At 64.7% G+C, this 17,441-nt stretch carries 16 protein-coding genes and 1 tRNA gene; 10 read left to right on the forward strand and 7 right to left on the reverse strand.

Translation table 11 applies throughout. From position 1 onward, the window contains the following. Positions 1-49: 49 nt before the first annotated feature. Together H0P51_RS03210 and H0P51_RS03215 are read right to left on the reverse strand one after the other, a co-directional pair. On the reverse strand, positions 50-1,744 hold the full coding sequence (locus tag H0P51_RS03210) for an aldehyde dehydrogenase family protein (RefSeq protein WP_180916612.1): 1,695 nt from the start codon (positions 1,742-1,744) through the stop codon (positions 50-52). Between the two features lie 30 nt (positions 1,745-1,774). Beyond that, entirely contained in the window at positions 1,775-3,004 is a 1,230-nt protein-coding gene (locus tag H0P51_RS03215) for an oxygenase MpaB family protein (RefSeq protein WP_180916613.1), read from the reverse strand. A 241-nt stretch (positions 3,005-3,245) separates the two neighbouring features. Here H0P51_RS03215 and H0P51_RS03220 point away from each other — a divergent pair, with 241 nt between their 5' ends. Beyond that, a complete protein-coding gene (locus H0P51_RS03220) occupies positions 3,246-3,908 on the forward strand; it encodes a TetR/AcrR family transcriptional regulator (protein WP_180916614.1) in 663 nt (220 codons plus the stop codon). A gap of 39 nt (positions 3,909-3,947) precedes the next feature. Here the strand turns inward: H0P51_RS03220 and H0P51_RS03225 are convergent, their stop codons facing one another. The 3 genes from H0P51_RS03225 to H0P51_RS03235 all read right to left on the reverse strand — a co-directional run bounded on the left by H0P51_RS03225 (position 3,948) and on the right by H0P51_RS03235 (position 6,108). Next, positions 3,948-4,367, reverse strand: a complete 420-nt coding sequence (locus H0P51_RS03225) for a DUF1761 domain-containing protein (RefSeq protein WP_180916615.1) — start codon at positions 4,365-4,367, stop codon at positions 3,948-3,950. Positions 4,368-4,456: 89 nt separating this feature from the next. Then, entirely contained in the window at positions 4,457-5,671 is a 1,215-nt protein-coding gene (locus H0P51_RS03230) for a Fic family protein (RefSeq protein ID WP_246398367.1), read from the reverse strand. 363 nt (positions 5,672-6,034) lie between these two features. Continuing rightward, positions 6,035-6,108 (reverse strand) — tRNA-Gly (locus H0P51_RS03235). Positions 6,109-6,137: 29 nt separating this feature from the next. Between H0P51_RS03235 and H0P51_RS03240 the strand changes: the two genes are divergently transcribed. From H0P51_RS03240 to H0P51_RS03265, 6 genes are all read left to right on the forward strand, one after another. After that, entirely contained in the window at positions 6,138-6,620 is a 483-nt protein-coding gene (locus H0P51_RS03240; RefSeq protein WP_180916616.1) for an SRPBCC family protein, read from the forward strand. Positions 6,621-6,737: 117 nt separating this feature from the next. Then, complete coding sequence (locus H0P51_RS03245; protein ID WP_180916617.1) at positions 6,738-7,421, forward strand: VldE C-terminal domain-containing protein; 684 nt, start codon at positions 6,738-6,740, stop codon at positions 7,419-7,421. Between the two features lie 26 nt (positions 7,422-7,447). Beyond that, positions 7,448-8,020: a dCTP deaminase gene (dcd, locus tag H0P51_RS03250; protein ID WP_180916618.1), complete on the forward strand. Its 573-nt coding sequence runs from the start codon at positions 7,448-7,450 to the stop codon at positions 8,018-8,020. A 115-nt stretch (positions 8,021-8,135) separates the two neighbouring features. After that, positions 8,136-9,893: a DUF7159 family protein gene (locus tag H0P51_RS03255; RefSeq protein ID WP_246398368.1), complete on the forward strand. Its 1,758-nt coding sequence runs from the start codon at positions 8,136-8,138 to the stop codon at positions 9,891-9,893. A 140-nt stretch (positions 9,894-10,033) separates the two neighbouring features. Further along, complete coding sequence (locus tag H0P51_RS03260; RefSeq protein WP_180916619.1) at positions 10,034-11,449, forward strand: DUF7159 family protein; 1,416 nt, start codon at positions 10,034-10,036, stop codon at positions 11,447-11,449. Between the two features lie 76 nt (positions 11,450-11,525). Then, positions 11,526-12,857: a UDP-glucose dehydrogenase family protein gene (locus tag H0P51_RS03265; RefSeq protein ID WP_180916620.1), complete on the forward strand. Its 1,332-nt coding sequence runs from the start codon at positions 11,526-11,528 to the stop codon at positions 12,855-12,857. On the opposite strand, the gene H0P51_RS03270 is transcribed toward H0P51_RS03265, so the two are convergent. Then, positions 12,826-14,622, reverse strand: a complete 1,797-nt coding sequence (locus tag H0P51_RS03270; protein ID WP_180916621.1) for an N-acyl-D-amino-acid deacylase family protein — start codon at positions 14,620-14,622, stop codon at positions 12,826-12,828. The genes H0P51_RS03265 and H0P51_RS03270 overlap by 32 nt on opposite strands. 39 nt (positions 14,623-14,661) lie before the next feature. Continuing rightward, on the reverse strand, positions 14,662-15,294 hold the full coding sequence (locus H0P51_RS03275) for a TetR/AcrR family transcriptional regulator (RefSeq protein WP_180916622.1): 633 nt from the start codon (positions 15,292-15,294) through the stop codon (positions 14,662-14,664). Positions 15,295-15,385: 91 nt separating this feature from the next. On the opposite strand from H0P51_RS03275, the gene H0P51_RS03280 reads away from it, so the two are divergent. From H0P51_RS03280 to rfbA, 3 genes are read left to right on the forward strand one after another with little or no spacing between them, the layout of a single operon-like run. After that, positions 15,386-16,141: a maleylpyruvate isomerase family mycothiol-dependent enzyme gene (locus H0P51_RS03280; protein ID WP_180916623.1), complete on the forward strand. Its 756-nt coding sequence runs from the start codon at positions 15,386-15,388 to the stop codon at positions 16,139-16,141. Positions 16,142-16,152: 11 nt separating this feature from the next. Continuing rightward, entirely contained in the window at positions 16,153-16,527 is a 375-nt protein-coding gene (locus H0P51_RS03285; RefSeq protein ID WP_180916624.1) for a nuclear transport factor 2 family protein, read from the forward strand. Between the two features lie 26 nt (positions 16,528-16,553). Then, complete coding sequence (gene rfbA / locus H0P51_RS03290) at positions 16,554-17,420, forward strand: glucose-1-phosphate thymidylyltransferase RfbA (RefSeq protein ID WP_180916625.1); 867 nt, start codon at positions 16,554-16,556, stop codon at positions 17,418-17,420. Positions 17,421-17,441 lie beyond the last annotated feature (21 nt).

The raw sequence follows: 17,441 nt of genomic DNA on the forward strand, positions 1-17,441 counted from the left end.
CCGCTGATCATCACGTGCCCGCCACCGAAAGACGAAGTCATCCATGGGGTCAGGCCCGGAAGGCCTGGTTGAAGATGCCGGGAAGCTTGGCCCACCCGGGGCTGGCCGCGAAGCGTGTGAGACGCTCGGCGACGCCTTTGGCCGACCTGGCGGTCACGAACCAGGCCGGTTTGGGTGACAGAGCCATCTCGCCACCTGCGATCGATCGCGGGAACGGCCGGAACGGTCCGGTCACGACGCTGCGTTCGATGTTGGTCAGCAGGCGCGAGTTGTGCACGATGCCGATTCCGGACCCGACATCACCGAGGGTATTGCCCGGATAAGCTCCCCACGACAGCGCCGGCACTAGGAAGCCGATGGCGCTCCACACGTTGATGCCGATGGTGCCGTAGTGCAGATCGGCGACGGCTGCTTCGAATGCTGTTCCCATGGCTTTGCGGTCGTCGGGGGCCACGATGATGCTGGCGCCCAGATTGCCGCCGAGCTTATCGTTGCAGAATTCGATTGCGGCACACAGGAATTCGAGCCCTATAGCTGGTAGTTCGGTGTGGGCCAGCACCGGGCCAAAGTACTCGGTGGTCAGCGCTTCCTGCGACGTCGATTGATCGACCTTCAGCAGGATTCGTCCGTTTAGGCGCTCGGCGTCGGGATAAGCCAAGGCGGCGGCCGCAACTTTCTTGTCGGCGCCCGGATACCACAACGTCCGTTGGGGAAGTGCTTCGACGACGCGGCGGATCTCGGCGAGGAACGCGTCTTTCTGCGGCCAGTCCGCGGATACGACGAGTACCTGGCCGCCGATGCAGTTGTGTCCGCAGTTGTGGAACCGCTGCGTTGCGACGTGCTCGGCCTGGTAGCGCAAATCCGCGTCATCCCACTTGCCGGGCACGACGATGATCGGCGACACTCCGCCGAGCTCGCTGGTGATTGGCTTGCCGAGCTTAGGTGCGCCGTCCTTTTCCGTGCGCGACCCCCACACGATCATGTCGTGGGTCGCGCGGCTTCCGGTGATGTGTACGTGCGAGACACCCGGGTGAGCGGTGAGGTACTGGCCAACCTCGGTGCCGCCGTTGACGATCCGCACCAGGTTGGCGTTGATCAATGGCGCGAAAGCGGCCTCGTACGCAGCGATCAGACCGGCGAAGGTCGGGTTCAGTTTGAGGACACTGACGCGGTTGTGGGCGATCAGTTCGTAAAGGACGTCAAGAGGGCCGATCGCTGCGATGTTCCCCGCTCCGAGCACCAGGCCGACTCCGCCGTTCTCGCCGGAACGCCTAGCGCCCAGACCGGCCGTGCGGCGCGCTTCATCGGCGGAGACGCCTGGCGTCAGCCAAACTTCGGCGCTGAACCCGTTGAACAGGTTGAACTCGAACAAGTCGCCCGGGAGCATCGCGAATGCGGTCCGGTTGCCCGGCACCGTGCGGGACTTGAGTCCGCACGCCGGCGACTTGCCTGCGGCGATCTTCTTCAGACTGTCGATGACCGCCCCGAAGGCGCAGAGGGTCGCGTACGGACCAGACATCCATTCCTCGCCCTCCAGCGGGCCAGGCGGAATGCCCTTGGCGACGATTGCTGCGGCAGCCCAAGCGTCTGCGGCGTCGGCGATGCTGCGCTGCGTGCGTTTGAGCAGTGTGATGCGTTCCGTTAGTCCCGTCACCGCCCACCGCTGCGCGCCGCGTGTGAGTTCGTCAATGGCGGTGTCCAGTTCCGCCTCGGTGGCGAATGTGACGTCGTATGTGCTGGTCATGAGTCTTCCGTTGGGGGTGGTAGGGCGTGATTACTGATCGGTGGGCTGACCGCCGACCGGGGTACCGCGATACTCGGCTTTGATGCCTCGCAGGCCCCGCTCGATGGCGTCGTCCAGGGTCTTCTGGCCGTTCTCGTCGAAGTGGTCGCGCACCCGCTTCAATCGGGTGAGCTGGTTGGGGATTTTCAGCAGGAACGCCACAATGCGCACCAGGATCTCGGCCATCGGCACGGGCGCCACGCCGAGGCACTTGCGCAAGTCGCCGTTGGGAACCGTTGCCGCCATCTTGGGCGCGAGGAGTTGCCGCGTGACTGCCTGGTTGATGGTTCGTGAGCCGCGGAAGGACCCCATCCGCGTCGCTCCGGCAATCACGCTCTCGGTAAGTTCGGCGCCCTTGGCGCTCGGCTCGTAGAGGTACTGGTGTTCCCGCGACTGTAGAGCGAATTCTTCAGCGTGCGTGCGACCGAGTAATTGGTTGTTCGCGCCTTCGATGCGGGCGATCCAGCGCCACATCAGTGCGAACCCGTCACGCTCCGCCTGGCTGACGACGCCACCGGCGAACTTGATGACATTCACCCGATGCTGGCCAAAAATGTAGCTACATGCGGCGGTGGCGAGCTGACTGACAGGCACGCCCCGGTCGTAGCGCGTCCACTGCTGAGTGCGGTGGATGCCTAGGCGGATCATGGTGTGCAGCAGCCGAATTCGCACCCACAGGATCCATCGCTGGCCGCCTGGTAGCATGCCGTCGACATCGAGCGCGCCGACGAAGCCAGCTGCGGTCTCGACCATCCGGCGACGGTAGTCGCCCCCGCTGGCCAGCCGGCCAGTCGCGCCCATTACCTCTGCGGTCGCTGGGTCGATGTAGGTAAACGGCAACGCGGAAACCATGCCAATTTTCATTCCGAAAAGGTTGCGGCGCCCCATGCTGGCGCCTACCCGCAGCGAGTCCAGGTCGAACCAGGACGGAAGGGTCTCGACGTCTCGGAAAAAGGCGGTTGCTTCCGGTATGCCCTCGGCCTCCAGCTTGCGGGCGTTGGCGTAGAGGTCTCCGCCCATCACCTTGCGGGCGCGCATCAGCTCGATCAGATCTTCGGCGAGCGGATCACCGACGTGATTCCAGGCTTCGTAGTCGACGTCAGCCGGGTCGAGGTACACCTCGGATCCCGGTATACGAGCCAGCGCGGTCACCGCGGCGACGCGCTCGGCGAGATCCGTGCCGGGCGGATGTGAGTCGGTGTTGAGGGCGAAAGTGGCCACGTCGTCTCCTAGGTATCGGTCTTGTGACGGTTGCGGGTTCTCCCGGGCCTTTGCGGCAACCGGCCGGTGTGCACAACCAGAGTCTCACTCTAATCTAGAGTTCTACTCTAAACTAGAGTCAACTCTAGATTAAGGTACTTGTGCATTGCCGTCTACGCCGCCAACCTCACCTCTTAGGCCCGTCGACGCGGAGCTACACGGCACCAGCTTGCGGACTGCCGGTGCACTACCATCAGCGGCGATGACGACCGACAAGGCGGCCAGCCTTGCCTCCGCGCGCGGAGAACGCCGGCGCGCGAAAACGCGCGCGTCGATAGTCGCCGCGGCTGAGAAGCTGCTCGCCCACACCGCGCCGGAGTCGGTTCGAATCGAGGACGTCGCCGCGCTCGCAGGCGTATCGCCCGCGTCGGTATACGTGCACTTTGGCACCAAGGATGGACTGGTCGCCGCGACCACCGAGCATCTACTAGAGATCGCTACCACCGAAATCGCTGCGGTACACAGCAACAACAAACGTGCAGTGGATCGCGTGATCGCAACAGGAAGGGCATACCTCCAACTGCTGATCGATCACCCTGCATTGACCCGGTATCTGACTGCGCGCGCACTGCGCACCGACGAGTCCGCATCACCGACCGACGTGAGAATCGACAATCGATTCGAGACCGCGCGCGTCACCTTCCAGCAGCAGATACAAGAGGCGATAGATGACGGCGACGTGCGTTCGCTGGATGCAAGGCTGATGTCACACTTCTTGTTCGGTGCCTGGGTGGGGCTAGCGACGCTGTCTCTGGGGGGCAACAGCTACCCGCTGGCGCCGCACGACGTGAGCCGAGCCGGACTGCAAGCGCTGGAAGTACTGACGCGCGGCGCATCCTCGTGGTCCGTCGACGCAGGCGACTGACAACGACTCGATGCTCATCGGCACGAGCGAGGGCTTCTGCTACTGGATCAGGCCGATGGGGAGAGCCATGCCCAGAAACAAGACGAGCTGGTATGCGCTGTTGATCGCGGTGAGCTGAGAAGGCTTCTGTTCGAAGCCGTTGTGCTGCGCCAGGGTCGAGAGTGAGAACCCTAGCCATGCGGTGAGACCGACGGCCAGGGCGAGCCAGACCGAGTTGTCGCCGAAGAACCCGGCCGCGATGGAGCAGGAGGCGGCAAGAGCGACAGCGGTGACGATGATCGATGCCACCAGAATCACGAAAGGCCCCTTGCCGCCTTTCGCGGAGTCCTCCTTGGTCACTCCGGTCAGCCTCCGCCAAGTACTGCCGACCAGCCCCCAATCGCTGTACCAGACCCATGCGATGGCCATCCCGACGACAATCGCGACCACGACGGCCAACCAGCTGATGTTCAGCTCCATGGGGGCCCCTCTCCTCGACAGTCCATCCAATAGTGGAGATAATCAAGTCTGATGTAGAAAGTCAATCACAAGCCAGGGGGCATCCGCAGCTATGGGCAGTTCTGCGATTTCCCAACGAGCTCGGGATTCTGAACACCCACAAGGGCGCCCCAAGGCATCCTGGGCGACCGTGGCGTTTCGTTCGTTCGATCGCCAAGTTGTCCGGGACTGAAGTCAAGTGCTCGCTCGATCCTGCGCCCCAAGTCGTCTAGTTCGTCGAGTACAAGGCTTGCTCCCCATACCTGGTCCCGTTTGCGGTCAGTCAATGGGCGTAGAACGCCGGAGTCGTGCAGTCGTTTTATTGCGGCGAACACGCTGCTTCGAGGTGCATCGACAAGTGATACGACGTCGTCGGATGAAACGATCGGCGTCGACGGTAAAAGCAGGAGTAGTTTGTCGGTCGCGCTATTACGCCTAATCGGTCCGGTCATGTTTCGCCACTCAATTGGTATCTCGGCCAAACGCGCTGCAGTAGTTCGTGATTCGGCGGCAGCAGTCTTTGATGCATTCGCGAATGTGACGATCAGTGGGCGTAGGTCGCCGGCGCGGTATGTGGTGAGCGCGCCGAAGTAGCGCGCTCGGTGAGCAACAAGCGCCGATGCCAGAGGGACAACGAGGCGCGTTGTTGCTCCCCTCCGCCTAAAGATGGCGTTGATGAGTGCCCGGCCGATGCGGCCGTTGCCGTCGGTGAAGGGGTGGATTGATTCGAACTGTGCATGCGCGATGGCGGCCTGAATCAGAACGGGAACGTCGGTTCGGTTCGCGAACTCCATCAGGTCGTCCATGTACGCGTGCACCGTGTCTGGCGGTGGCGGAACGTACAACGCATCTCGCGGCGAGTAGTCGCTTCCGCCGATCCAGGTCTGGACACTCCTTATTCGACCAGCATGCTGCCCTTCTGTCGGATCTTCTCGCATCAGCGCCTCATGTGCGCGCAGGATCACGGACATCTGCACGGGGGCATCTCGATCGACGCTCGCGATCATTTCGTTTAGGGCGGTGGTTGCCGCCGCCATCGAGACCGCGCTCGAATTGCCTCTTCCGCCGTGCAACGCGCGCGCGTAGTCGTCCAAGCTCGCTTCAACGCGCTCAATTTTCGAAGAGGCCACCGATTCTGTTCGAAGTAGGAGAGTGCTGAGCGCTGCGAGGTGGGTTCCGTGCGTGCTGTCGAGTCTAGAAATCTCGCTCATGGCGGCTTCGAGTTCGACAGCGATATCCGCGTCGACGTTGGCATCGATTTTGGCGATGTAGGGAGGAAGCGACACTGTGACCGAACGAAGTGTCCTGTCCTCGCGGGTGCCCCCCCTTTGGGTCTGTGCCCACGGGCGTTGCTCTGCCCTGTGGCGAGGCCACGCATCTCTGGGTTGCATGGATGTCTCCTAACTCGGACTAACTATAGTGTTAGTCCGAGTTAGATCGATAAATCGGATTTTGGTACGCATTGGTCCGGGGTTACGAGAGCGACCATCCACGGGCACCCGCGCGGTCGACCACCTGCTGAGGGGCGACGCTGGTCACGGTTTGTCAGCAGATCGGTGTATCCCGTCACCTGGGGTTTCGCTGATGGCAAGGCGGTGACACTGAGACCGATTTTCGAACGGATCGAACAGCGTTTTCGCTGGTGAAACTGGAGCCGATGACGGGAATCGAACCCGCGTATTCAGCTTGGGAAGCTGATGTTCTGCCATTGAACTACATCGGCGCAGTGCCCAGAAAGGCTAGCATCGGTCGATGTCCAACGGGGCGCGGGTCGAACAATCCCGCACGATTCCAGTGACTCCCGAGCAAGCCTTCCGGGGCATCATCGAGATGGATATCCCGACCGTGTTCCGGCGCCGATACGGCCCCCTCCCGCCGATCGTCGCCGTCAGCGGACGTGATGCTGGCCACTGGAGCGGAGCCGTCGGGCAAACCCGGGTGCTGGAATTGGGCGGGGGCTTCGGAGCCCTCCGCGAGACCGTCGTCGAGGTTGACGAGCCACACGCGTGGCGGTATCGCATCAGCGATCTGCGCGGCCCGCTGGGCGCCCTGCTCACCGGGATCGACGGCGAATTCCTGTTTGCTCCAGCGGGAACGGGTACTCGAATCACGTGGCGCTACAACATGTTTCCGCGCTCGCCCCTCGTCGAACCAGTGCTGCCGGCCTTCGGCTGGTTCTGGCGGGGCTACGCGCGCCAGATGCTCGAGGAACTGTCCAAGCTTCTCGTCAAGTGATCAGCGAAACCACCCGAATTACAGCGATGTAAGTTTGAACGACCATTCTGATAAATGGTCGAACGTGAATGCGTTTACCCTTTCGTTATTATTCGTAACCCTCTATCGTGACCTTTCGTGGGGAAGCACGAGTTAGCCAAGGAGAGGCGAAAGGCGCCAGCACTGCTGGCTAAGGCCATCGTCCCGGCGGCGGCGCTCTTCGCGGTCGGCGGGGCGCTAGGGGCAGACGTGAATCCCGCGACCGCCCACACAGACGTAAAGCAAGTTGCCGTCGACAATTCTCCGCCATGCTGCATTCAGATTGCGACGGCAGAGGTGCAGGCACTCGACACCTCCCGGATGCGGTTCGACATCGAACAGATGGCGCCCGTCCAGCGAACGCGCGCCGACCGATCGCGCGCCGACCTCGGCAGCCGTGCGCTGCCCGTCGGGGTGGCGCCGGAGCAAGGCCTGCAGGTCAGGACCATCCTCGTGGAGCGTGCCATCAGCGCGATGTTCCCAGAGATCCACCAGATGGGGGGTGTCCGTCCCGACGCCCTGCGCTGGCACCCCGAAGGCCTCGCCGTCGACGTGATGATCCCCGACCCGAGTTCGGATCAGGGCATCGAGCTGGGCAACGCGATCGTCACCTATGTCATGCAGAACGCCGACCGGTTCGGCATCCAGGACGCCATCTGGCGCGGCACCTACTACACACCCGGCGGCGGCGCCCAATCAGGTGGCTATGGACACTACGACCACGTCCACGTCACGACTACCGGCGGCGGATACCCCACCGGAGACGAGATCTACGTCCGCTGACCCGGGACGGCAGATACGCTCGTCGCGTGCTGCTCTCCGATCGTGACCTCAGAGCCGAAATCTCCGCCGGACGGCTGCAAATCGATCCATTTGACGACACCCTGGTGCAGCCGTCCAGCATCGACGTCCGCCTCGATTGTCTGTTCCGGGTCTTCAACAACACCCGCTACACCCACATCGACCCGGCCAGGCAGCAGGACGAGCTCACCACGCTGGTGCAACCCGACGAGGGTGAGCCGTTCGTGCTGCACCCAGGCGAGTTCGTGCTGGGCTCGACGCTGGAAACGGTGACGCTGGCGAACGATCTCGCCGGGCGGCTGGAGGGTAAGTCCTCACTAGGTCGGTTGGGGCTGCTGACGCACTCCACGGCCGGCTTCATCGATCCGGGTTTCAGCGGTCACATCACCCTGGAGCTGTCCAATGTGGCTAACTTGCCGATCACCCTGTGGCCCGGGATGAAGATCGGCCAGTTGTGCATCCTGCGGCTCACCAGCCCGTCGGAACGTCCCTACGGAAGCGCAGGCGTCGGATCCAAATATCAAGGTCAGCGCGGTCCTACGCCGTCGCGCTCGTATCAGAACTTCATAGGTTCTACATAGCTCGCAGGGCTGCGCCGACATCGTTAGCAGGACTACCATTTGAGTTTGGGCCTTTCCTCCTCAATCCGTGATTAGACCTTCGGGAGGGGTTGTGGATGTCGTACTAGGGGTGTCGATGGCGCCCACCGCTGTGCGCATCGCATTGGTCGAAGGTGAGGACGCGGACGGCGCGATCGTCGAAGAGGACAGTTTTCGCCTGGGGCACGACCCGGCCACGATGCGATCGTCGGATCAGGTGATCCAAGCGATCCTCGGCACGCGCGAAGGCGCGGCCGACGCCGGGCTGCACCTGGCCTCGGTCGGCGTGAGCTGGACCGATCAGGAGCAGGCGTCTGCGCTGCGCGACGCGCTGGCCGCCCGCAAGATGGAAAACGTCATGCTGGTCTCGGCGTTCCTGGCCGCGGCCGCGATGGGTCAGGCGGTCGGTGGATCTCTGGGCTATCACCGGACCGGCGTGCTCTTCATCGAACCCGACACCGCGACGTTGGCCGTGGTGGAAACTGCCGATGGCTCGCTCTGCGACGTGCGCCGCCAAGAGTTGGCCGCCGACGACGAGACAGCGATCACCGAGCTGCAAGAGCTGATATCTGACGCCGAATCGATGCCGACCCGCCCAGACGGCATCTATGTGGTCGGTTCGGGAGTCGACGTCCCACTGATCAAACCGGCGCTGGATGCGGCGACGACGCTGGCAGTCAGCGTGCCCGAGGAACCCGAGATGGCGCTGGCCCGCGGGGCGGCCCTGGCCTCCGGCAGCTCGCCACTGTTCGCCGCGAGCACGGCCGCGCTGGCCTATGCGCAGGACGTCGATGCGGCCGACGAGGTCACCGGGCGCGATTTCGGCTACGACCCCTACGCGACGGACGTATTCGACGAGTTCGACGACGACTTCGACGAGGACGAGATCACCGAGACCCCTCGGCGCAGACCCGCGCTGTTACTCGGTAGTGGTGTGGCGGTGGTCGCCACTGCGGCCATGGTCGCGCTCGAGGTGGCCCTCGCACTCGATATCCGCCCGACGGTCGCGTTGCAGCCGATCCCCAGCCAGAACCGTCTGATCGCACCCGCGCAGCCGGAGCCGGCGCCCCCCGTCGTGGCCGCCCCACAGCAGAAGGTCAATCTGCCGAGCGTTCCGCACGGCGGTACCCCGCAAGCGAGGGTGCCTGCTCCTGCCGCGCCGGCTCCCGCTGCCCCGGCCGTCCCTGCGGCTCCGGCGTTACCCGCACTGCCGGCTGCTCCTGCCGCACCGGCTCCCCGGGTGCCTGAGGTGGTACTGGCGCCACCGATCGTGGTGCCGCAGATCCAGGTGCCCGGTCCCGCGACGTTAATGCGGCCGCCGAAAGTGCAAGCTCCTCAGGTTCAGGTGCCGGCGTCGCCGCCGCGACTCGAAAACCCGGTGCCACAAGCCCCGATTGTCAAGAGTCCCCCGGCTCAGAGCGCGCCCGGGCGGGGGCCGTCCTCCAACCCCGGTCGGGGTCCGTTCGGTGGCGGCGGTTCCGGCGGCGCAGGGATTCCCGGCATCACCGGCGGGATTCCCGGCATACCGGGCGGTGGGGTACCGGGCGGCCGCGGCCCGTTCGGCGGTGGGGGTCCCGGCGGTGGTTCCGTTGAACGCGGTCCCTTTGGCGGTGGTGGTCCGGGTGGCGGCTTCGGTGGTGGGCCCGGTGCTCGTGGTCCGTTCGGTGGTGGTGGTCCGGGTGGCGGCTTCGGTGGTGGGCCCGGTGCTCGTGGTCCGTTCGGTGGTGGTGGTCCGGGTGGCGGCTTCGGTGGCGGCGGTCACGGCGGTGGCTTTGGCGGGGGCCACGGCGGTGGCTTTGGCGGTGGCTTCGGTGGTGGCGGTCACGGCGGTGGCTTCGGCGGCGGCCACAGGTAGGCCACAGGTAGGCCACAGGTAGATAGCCCCAGGTCGCAGCCCTCGGCTTCCTGACTAAGCATTTTCAAATGGATAAGCCGCGCCAGCCGTGGGTACCGTGGTGAACGGGTGGGAAATCTGCGGAATCGATAGGGGGAATTGTGGACACCGTCCTCGGTGTGTCGATGGCACCCTCGGCAGTCCGGATGGTGCTGGTAGAGGGCGAAGACGGCAACGGCGCCCTCGTCGACCAGGAAGTATTCGACGTCGACACCCACCCGTCGGCGGCCAACGCCCAAGCTGCCGAACAGGTGATCTCCGCCATTCTGGGGACTCGCGAAGGAGCCGCAGAGGGCGGCTATCAGTTGGCGTCGACTGGCGTCACCTGGCGAGATCAGGACCAAGCCACGGCGCTGCGCGATGCGCTGGCCAACCGCAAGATCGAGAACGTCATGCTGGTCTCGGCGTTTCTGGCTGCCGCCGCGCTGGCGCATTCGGTCGGCAATGAGACCAACTACGCACAGACCGCCCTGCTGTTCATCGAGCCCGACACCGCGACCTTGGCCGTCGTGGACAGTGCCGACGGCTCGATCACCGACATTCATCGCCAGCGGCTCCCCGACGACGATGACGCCGCAGTAGCCCAGCTAGTCGAGCTCGCTGCCGGTGCAGACGCGCTGGAGACACGCCCGGACGCGCTATTCGTCGTTGGGTCCGGCGTGGACATCCCGCTGATCAAGCCCACCCTCGAAGCGGCAACCACGTTGCCGGTGACCGCGGCCGAGGAGCCGGAGACCGCGCTGGCTCGCGGTGCAGCGCTGGCATCGGCGCACTTCCCGCTGCTGTCGTCGTCCACGGCAGCCCAGGCCTACGCCCAAGCCCCGAGCACCGGCACCCTTGAGGCGTACTCGCTGGATCCGGCCCTGTTCGACGGCAGCGGAGACGGTCTGGCCTACAGTGCCGTCGACGACGCGCAGGTCGACGACGAGCAGGACGACCGGAAGCCCTTTGCGCTGCTCGCCAGTATCTTGTTGTCGATCTTCGTTATCGGGGTGGCGTCTCTGGTGGTGTCGCTGGCAGTCAGCATGCGCGACTCGTCCGGTACCCGACCCAACCCCGGGCAAGCCGCTGTCGTCCCCGATCACCAGGTGCCGCAGTCTCCGGCACCGGCGCCCCAGGCTCCCGCTCCTCAGGCTCCTACGCCGGCACCGCAACAAGCGCCGATTCCGGAGCAGGCACCGGCGCCGCAGGCTCCCGCCCCCGAGACACCCGCACAGGTGCCGCAGGTCCCCGCGCAGGTACCGCAGGTACCCGCCCCGGTGGTCGAGGCGCCTGCGCCGGAACCCGCCGCGCCTGCCCCGGTTCCCATTGCGCCCATCCCGGTGCCGATCCCGATTCCCCCGATCTTCACGCCCCAGTTGCCCTCGGTCGATCCGCCGGGCCGCGGCGGTGGGCCGGGCAAGCCGCCCGGTATCGGCAAACCGCCCAGCCCCAAGGGGCCCGGTATCGGCGGCAAAGGCCCCGGCAGAGGTGGCGGTCGCGGTGGGTTCAACATTCCGGGAATTCCCGGCATCTGATCTCGCCGGTTAACCGTCACCCGCCGTTCAGCGTCGCGATGCGGTTAGCTCATCGCGACGACCTACACACGGTGGTATGAGGTGCACCGTATTCGGTACGGGTTATCTAGGTGCCACGCACGCCGTCGGAATGGCGGAGTTGGGGCACGAAGTCGTCGGGGTGGATATCGACCCCGGTAAGGTCGCCAAGCTGGCCGGCGGTGACATCCCCTTCTACGAACCTGGCCTGCGAAAGCTGCTGCGAGACAACCTTGCTGCGGGACGGCTGCATTTCAGCACCGACTACGACATAGCGGCCCAGTTCGCCGACGTCCATTTCCTTGGCGTCGGAACCCCGCAGAAGAAGGGCGAATACGGCGCTGACCTACGGCATGTGCATGCCGTCATCGACGCGCTGGTGCCGCGCCTGACCAGGCCTTCGGTTCTGGTCGGTAAGTCGACCGTTCCGGTCGGCACCGCCGCTGAGCTGGGCCGCCGCGCCTTCGCGCTGGCGCCCGACGGAGTTGACGTCGAAATCGCCTGGAACCCTGAATTCCTGCGAGAAGGCTATGCAGTACACGACACGTTGCACCCAGACCGCATTGTTCTTGGGGTGCAAGATGGTTCAGTTCGTGCCGAGGCGGCTGTGCGGGAACTGTACGGGCCACTACTAGCGGCCGAGGTACCCTTTTTGGTGACCGATTTGCAGACAGCAGAACTGGTCAAGGTGTCGGCCAATGCCTTTCTGGCGACCAAGATTTCGTTCATCAACGCCATCTCTGAGGTGTGCGAGGCCGCAGGCGCGGACGTCAGCGTGCTGGCCGACGCGCTCGGCTACGATCCCCGTATCGGGCGCCAATGCCTTAACGCCGGTTTGGGTTTCGGCGGCGGCTGCCTCCCCAAGGACATCCGGGCATTTATGGCGCGGGCCGGCGAGCTCGGCGCCGACCAGGCCCTGACCTTCCTTCGAGAAGTGGACAGCATCAATATGCGCCGGCGCACTCGCATGGTCGAATTGGCCACTGCGGCATGCGGGGGCTCCCTACTGGGTGCCAACATCGCGGTGCTCGGGGCGGCGTTCAAGCCCGAATCCGACGATGTCCGCGACTCTCCCGCCCTCAACGTGGCAGGCCAGTTGCAGCTCAACGGCGCCGCGGTCAACGTCTACGACCCCAAGGCGCTGGACAACGCCAGCCGACTGTTTCCAACGCTTACCTACGCAGTGTCGGTCGAAGAGGCTTGTGAGCGCGCCGATGCGGTGTTGGTGCTCACCGAATGGCGTGAGTTTGTCGACCTCGACCCCGACGACCTCGCGGACCGGGTGCGGGCCCGGGTCGTCGTCGATGGCCGTAACTGCCTCGAGGCGGCCCGCTGGGAGCGGGCGGGTTGGCGGGTGTTCAGGCTGGGAGCGCGTCGCCCGGCGCGGTGAGCGGCTCCGGCACGGTGCGGCCGCGTCGGCCGGCGCGCAAAAAGCCGCCGGTGCGCTGCCGTCCGAGAATCGGGGTGGGCTGGCCGTCGCGGAACACTTCGCGCCCGGAGACGAAGACGGCCTGTACGGTCGCGTCGTTGCGGTTCACCATGCGGGAAAGCCCGTCGTAGGCTTCGACATTGGCTTCGTGGTACGCATCTAGCGAGTCGTCGAGGCGCTGTGGGTCCAGGACCACCAGGTCAGCCCAGTCGCCTACCCGCAGGTGACCGGCATCCAGCCCGTACCAGTCGGCCAGTTCTCCAGTAAGCCGGTGCACCGCCCGCTCGGGTGACAGGAACGGCTTGCCCGCGCGCTCGGCGTCGCGTACGTGCCGTAGCAGCCGCAGCCCGGAGTTGTAGAACGCCATATTGCGCAGGTGTGCGCCGGCGTCGGAGAAGCCGATCTGCAGGCCGTTCATCCGGGCTAAACGACGCAGCATCTTCGACCGGTGGTTGGAAATTGTTGTACGCCAACGAATCTTGGTGCCATGCTCAAGAATAAGGTCGAGGAAGGCATCCACCGGGTGCAGGTCGCCACGTTCCACGCCGACCTGTCCGAACGACTTGCCCACCACCGATTCGTCGGGGCAGGAAACGATCTCGGCGTCGAAGAAATCTCGATGCCAGGCTCGCGGCCCGAACTTGGTGTCGTAGTCCTTGCGGAACCGCCGACGGTACTCCTCATCGCGCAGCAGTTCGTTGCGCTCCAGTTCGTCCTTGAGATGCAGTGCCGCCGCGCCCGCACCGAACTCCTCGAACACCACTAGGTCGATCCCGTCGGCGTACACCTCGAACGGCACCGGCAGGTGCTGGAAGCGGAAGTTGCCGCCGAGCCGGTTCACCACGGCCGCAAGGAAGCTGGTCAACCAGACGCTTGCGGGTGCCGACTTCATGTCGGCGGCGGCCAGCAGGCTGGTCTTGAGCTGGGGGCGGCGAATACCCAGCGACTGCAGGGCTTGCGACACGATGTTCTGCGGATGGCTGATGTCGGGGCCCGACTGCAGGGCGCGCCCCGCGCGGCGCAGCAGCGACTTCAGCCGCCGCAACTCGCGTCCCTTCGCGTAGGTCGACGGCAGCGTTCGCGACCGGCAGGTCTCTCCGTCGATTTTGTCGAAAAGCAGTTGCTGCGAGGACATTCCGATAAAGCCGGCATCGAGGGCCTCGCTGAGCATCTGCTCCATGCGGTCCTGCTCGGCGGCGGCAGGCCGCACATCGCGGCGGGTGGCCCGGTCCAGCCCCATCACCGCCGTGCGCATGTCGGAGTGGCCGATGAACGCGGTCACATTGGGGCCCAACGGCAACGACTCGAGCGCCTCGATGTACTCGTCTGCATTACGCCACGTCTTGTGCTCGCCGACGATGCGGACCACGTGTTCGTGCGGGATCGCCTCCACCCGCCCGAACAGGTCGGCGGCTTCTTCCGCGTCGACATGCACGGTGGACAGTGAGCACGACCCCAGGATGATGGTGGTGACACCATGCCGTAGCGACTCTGAGAGCTCCGGGGCGGCCAGCACCTCGGCGTCGTAGTGGGTGTGAATGTCGATGATGCCTGGAATCACCCATTTGCCTTCGGCATCAATGACATTCGAGCATCCCTCGGTGTCTAGGGGAGTCGCTGAAACCGCAGTCACCCGGCCGTCGCGAATACCGATGTCGCGGATTGCCGACGGTCGGCCGGTGCCGTCGAACCACCTGCCGTTTGCGACCACTGCGTCGTAAGTCACTGCCACCACCTCACTCGACTGGACAGCTTACCGATCTTGTCAATTCGATGCGTGGGGTTCGGCGATGAGGTGGCCGGCGATCTCGGCCTCGAGTACCGGCGCGACCCAACGCCGCAGGTAGGTACGCAGCACCACACCGGTGCGCGGCGGCCGGCCCGGGTCGATCATGAACGACTGCAGTATCCGCAGCGTGTACTCCGCCAGGTCGTTGAGGTCGGCGTCGTCAAGTCCGAGGTTCGCCCAGTCCACGTCCAGTCCGGCCAGCAGGCCATGGCCGAATCTGATGCCCAAATCCGAGGTCACCCCGGTCGAGGCCTTGGTGAAGTCGTGGATCAGCATCAACTGCACATGTTTGTCGTCGGGCAGCCATTCCAGGGTGAACGCCAGACTCTCCACCAGGGCGTCGACGGGGTCGGTGATGCCGGCGAGGTGCTCGGTGAGCCGATCGATAAACCGCAGCCCCGATCGGGTGGCCGCGGCTTCCAGCAGGGTGTTGGTCCCGGGGAAGTAGTTGTAAACGGTTTGTCGCGACACCCCCAGCGTTCGCGCTACATCCGCGATGCGGATATCACCGCCGCGTTCGTCGATCGCCTGGCTGGCGGCATCCAGGATGCGTTCGATCGCCTCTTCGTCCGATGCGGGCTTCGCGCCGCCCCACCCATGGGTGCGCATGGCTGAGACGTTACGCGTCCGACAGCCTTGTGTGGGACGTCAGTGTCGTCGCGCCAATAGGTGCGCAGAGGCGGCGAGTAGCGTCGTCACGATGGATTACGCCGCGGCCTATCTGGAACAAACCCGTGCCTTCGGCGAGCTGATCCGCGCCGCCGACCCCTCGACGCCCGTACCGACGTGTCCCGGCTGGACCCTGGACCAGCTATTCCGGCATGTCGGCCGCGGCGACCGTTGGGCTGCCCAGATCGTGCGCGATCGACGCGACAGCTTCCTGGAATTTCGCAGCGTCGACGACGGCGCGCCACCATCCGGCCGCGATGACGCGATCGCGTGGCTCAACGGTGGGGCAGAGCTTCTGGTCGATGCCGTCGCGGCGACCGGACCTCAAACCCCGGTATGGACATTCCTCGGCACCCGCCCCGCTGGTTGGTGGATCCGACGGCGGCTGCACGAGAACGTCGTACATCGCGCCGACGCCGAGCTCGCAGTGGGCGGCGACTTCGGCGTCGACCCCGAGCTCGCCGCCGATGCGATCGACGAGTTCCTGGAACGCATTGTGATCAGGGCGGGCAAAGACGGCGCACCGCTGCCGCTCGAAGGCGGTGACACCCTGCACCTGCATGCAACCGATCCCGGCCTGGGTCAAGCCGGCGAATGGACGATCGCCGTCCAGGAAACGGCGATCACGTGGTCGCATCTACACGGCAAGGGCACCGCGGCACTGCGTGGCAGCGCCGCAGAGCTGCTGTTGGCAATTACCCGACGAGTCTCTCTCGCCGACACGGCGATTGAGCTATTCGGTGACGAGCAGGTATGGCGGCGATGGCTCGACCGCACTCCTCTCTAGACTCCTAGACCATGACCACATCGGAGATCGCGACCGTCTTGGCCTGGCATGACGCGCTCAACAGCGCCGACATCGACACCCTGGTGGCGTTATCCAGCGACGACATCGAGATCGGCGACGCGCACGGCGCCGCGCAGGGCCACCAAGCGTTGAGTTCATGGGCGAAGTCGTTGACGACGACGGCGGAGCTGGGCCGGATGTTTGTGCACGACGGCGTCGTCGTCGTCGAACAGACGATCAGCGACCGCCACGATCCCAGCGCCGTCACTACGGCAGCCTCGGCGTTTCGGGTGGTCCGGGACCACGTCACCTCGGTCTACCGTCACGAGAACCTGTCCTTGGCGCTGGCGGCAACCGAACTCACCGAGAGCGATCTGGTCGACTGAGGCCGACCGGAACGAAGGAGTCGCGCATGCGCGGGATCATCCTGGCTGGTGGTTCGGGCACCCGGCTACACCCCATCACCATCGGTATCAGTAAGCAGTTGCTGCCGGTCTACGACAAGCCGATGGTCTACTACCCGCTGTCGACCCTCATGATGGCCGGGATCCGCGACATCCTGGTGATCACCACACCCCATGACGCGGCGGGTTTTCGTCGGTTGCTCGGTGACGGTTCGCAATTCGGCATCAATCTGAGCTGGGTGACCCAGGACAACCCGGACGGCCTGGCGCAGGCATTCGTCCTTGGTGCGGACCACATTGGTAACGACTCGGTGGCATTGGTGTTGGGAGACAACATCTTCTATGGGCCAGGCCTGGGAACCAGTCTGAGCCGCTTCCAAGCCATAAGTGGGGGAGCGGTTTTTGCGTACCGGGTGGCAAATCCGTCGGCCTACGGCGTGGTGGAATTTGACGCCGACGGGATCGCGGTGTCACTGCAGGAGAAGCCGGAGAAACCGAAGTCCCACTACGCCGTGCCAGGCCTGTACTTCTACGACAACGATGTGATCGAGATCGCCAAGGGCCTGAAAAAATCAGCGCGTGGCGAGTATGAGATCACCGAGGTCAACCAGACCTATCTGGACCAGGGCCGGCTGTCCGTTGAGGTGATGGCGCGAGGCACGGCATGGCTGGATACTGGAACGTTCGACTCATTGCTGGATGCATCGGATTTTGTCCGCACGCTGGAACTGCGGCAGGGTTTGAAAGTCAGTGTGCCCGAAGAAGTTGCGTGGCGGCGAGGGTGGATCGACGACGAGCAGCTGGAGCGGCGGGCGCGAGCACTGGCTAAGTCCGGCTACGGGGACTATCTGCTGGAGTTGCTGGAGCGCCACTGAATCTCGTGGCTGTCGAGAGTG

The sequence above is a fragment of the Mycobacterium vicinigordonae genome, from assembly GCF_013466425.1.
GTDB classification, from domain to species: Bacteria; Actinomycetota; Actinomycetes; order Mycobacteriales; family Mycobacteriaceae; genus Mycobacterium; species Mycobacterium vicinigordonae.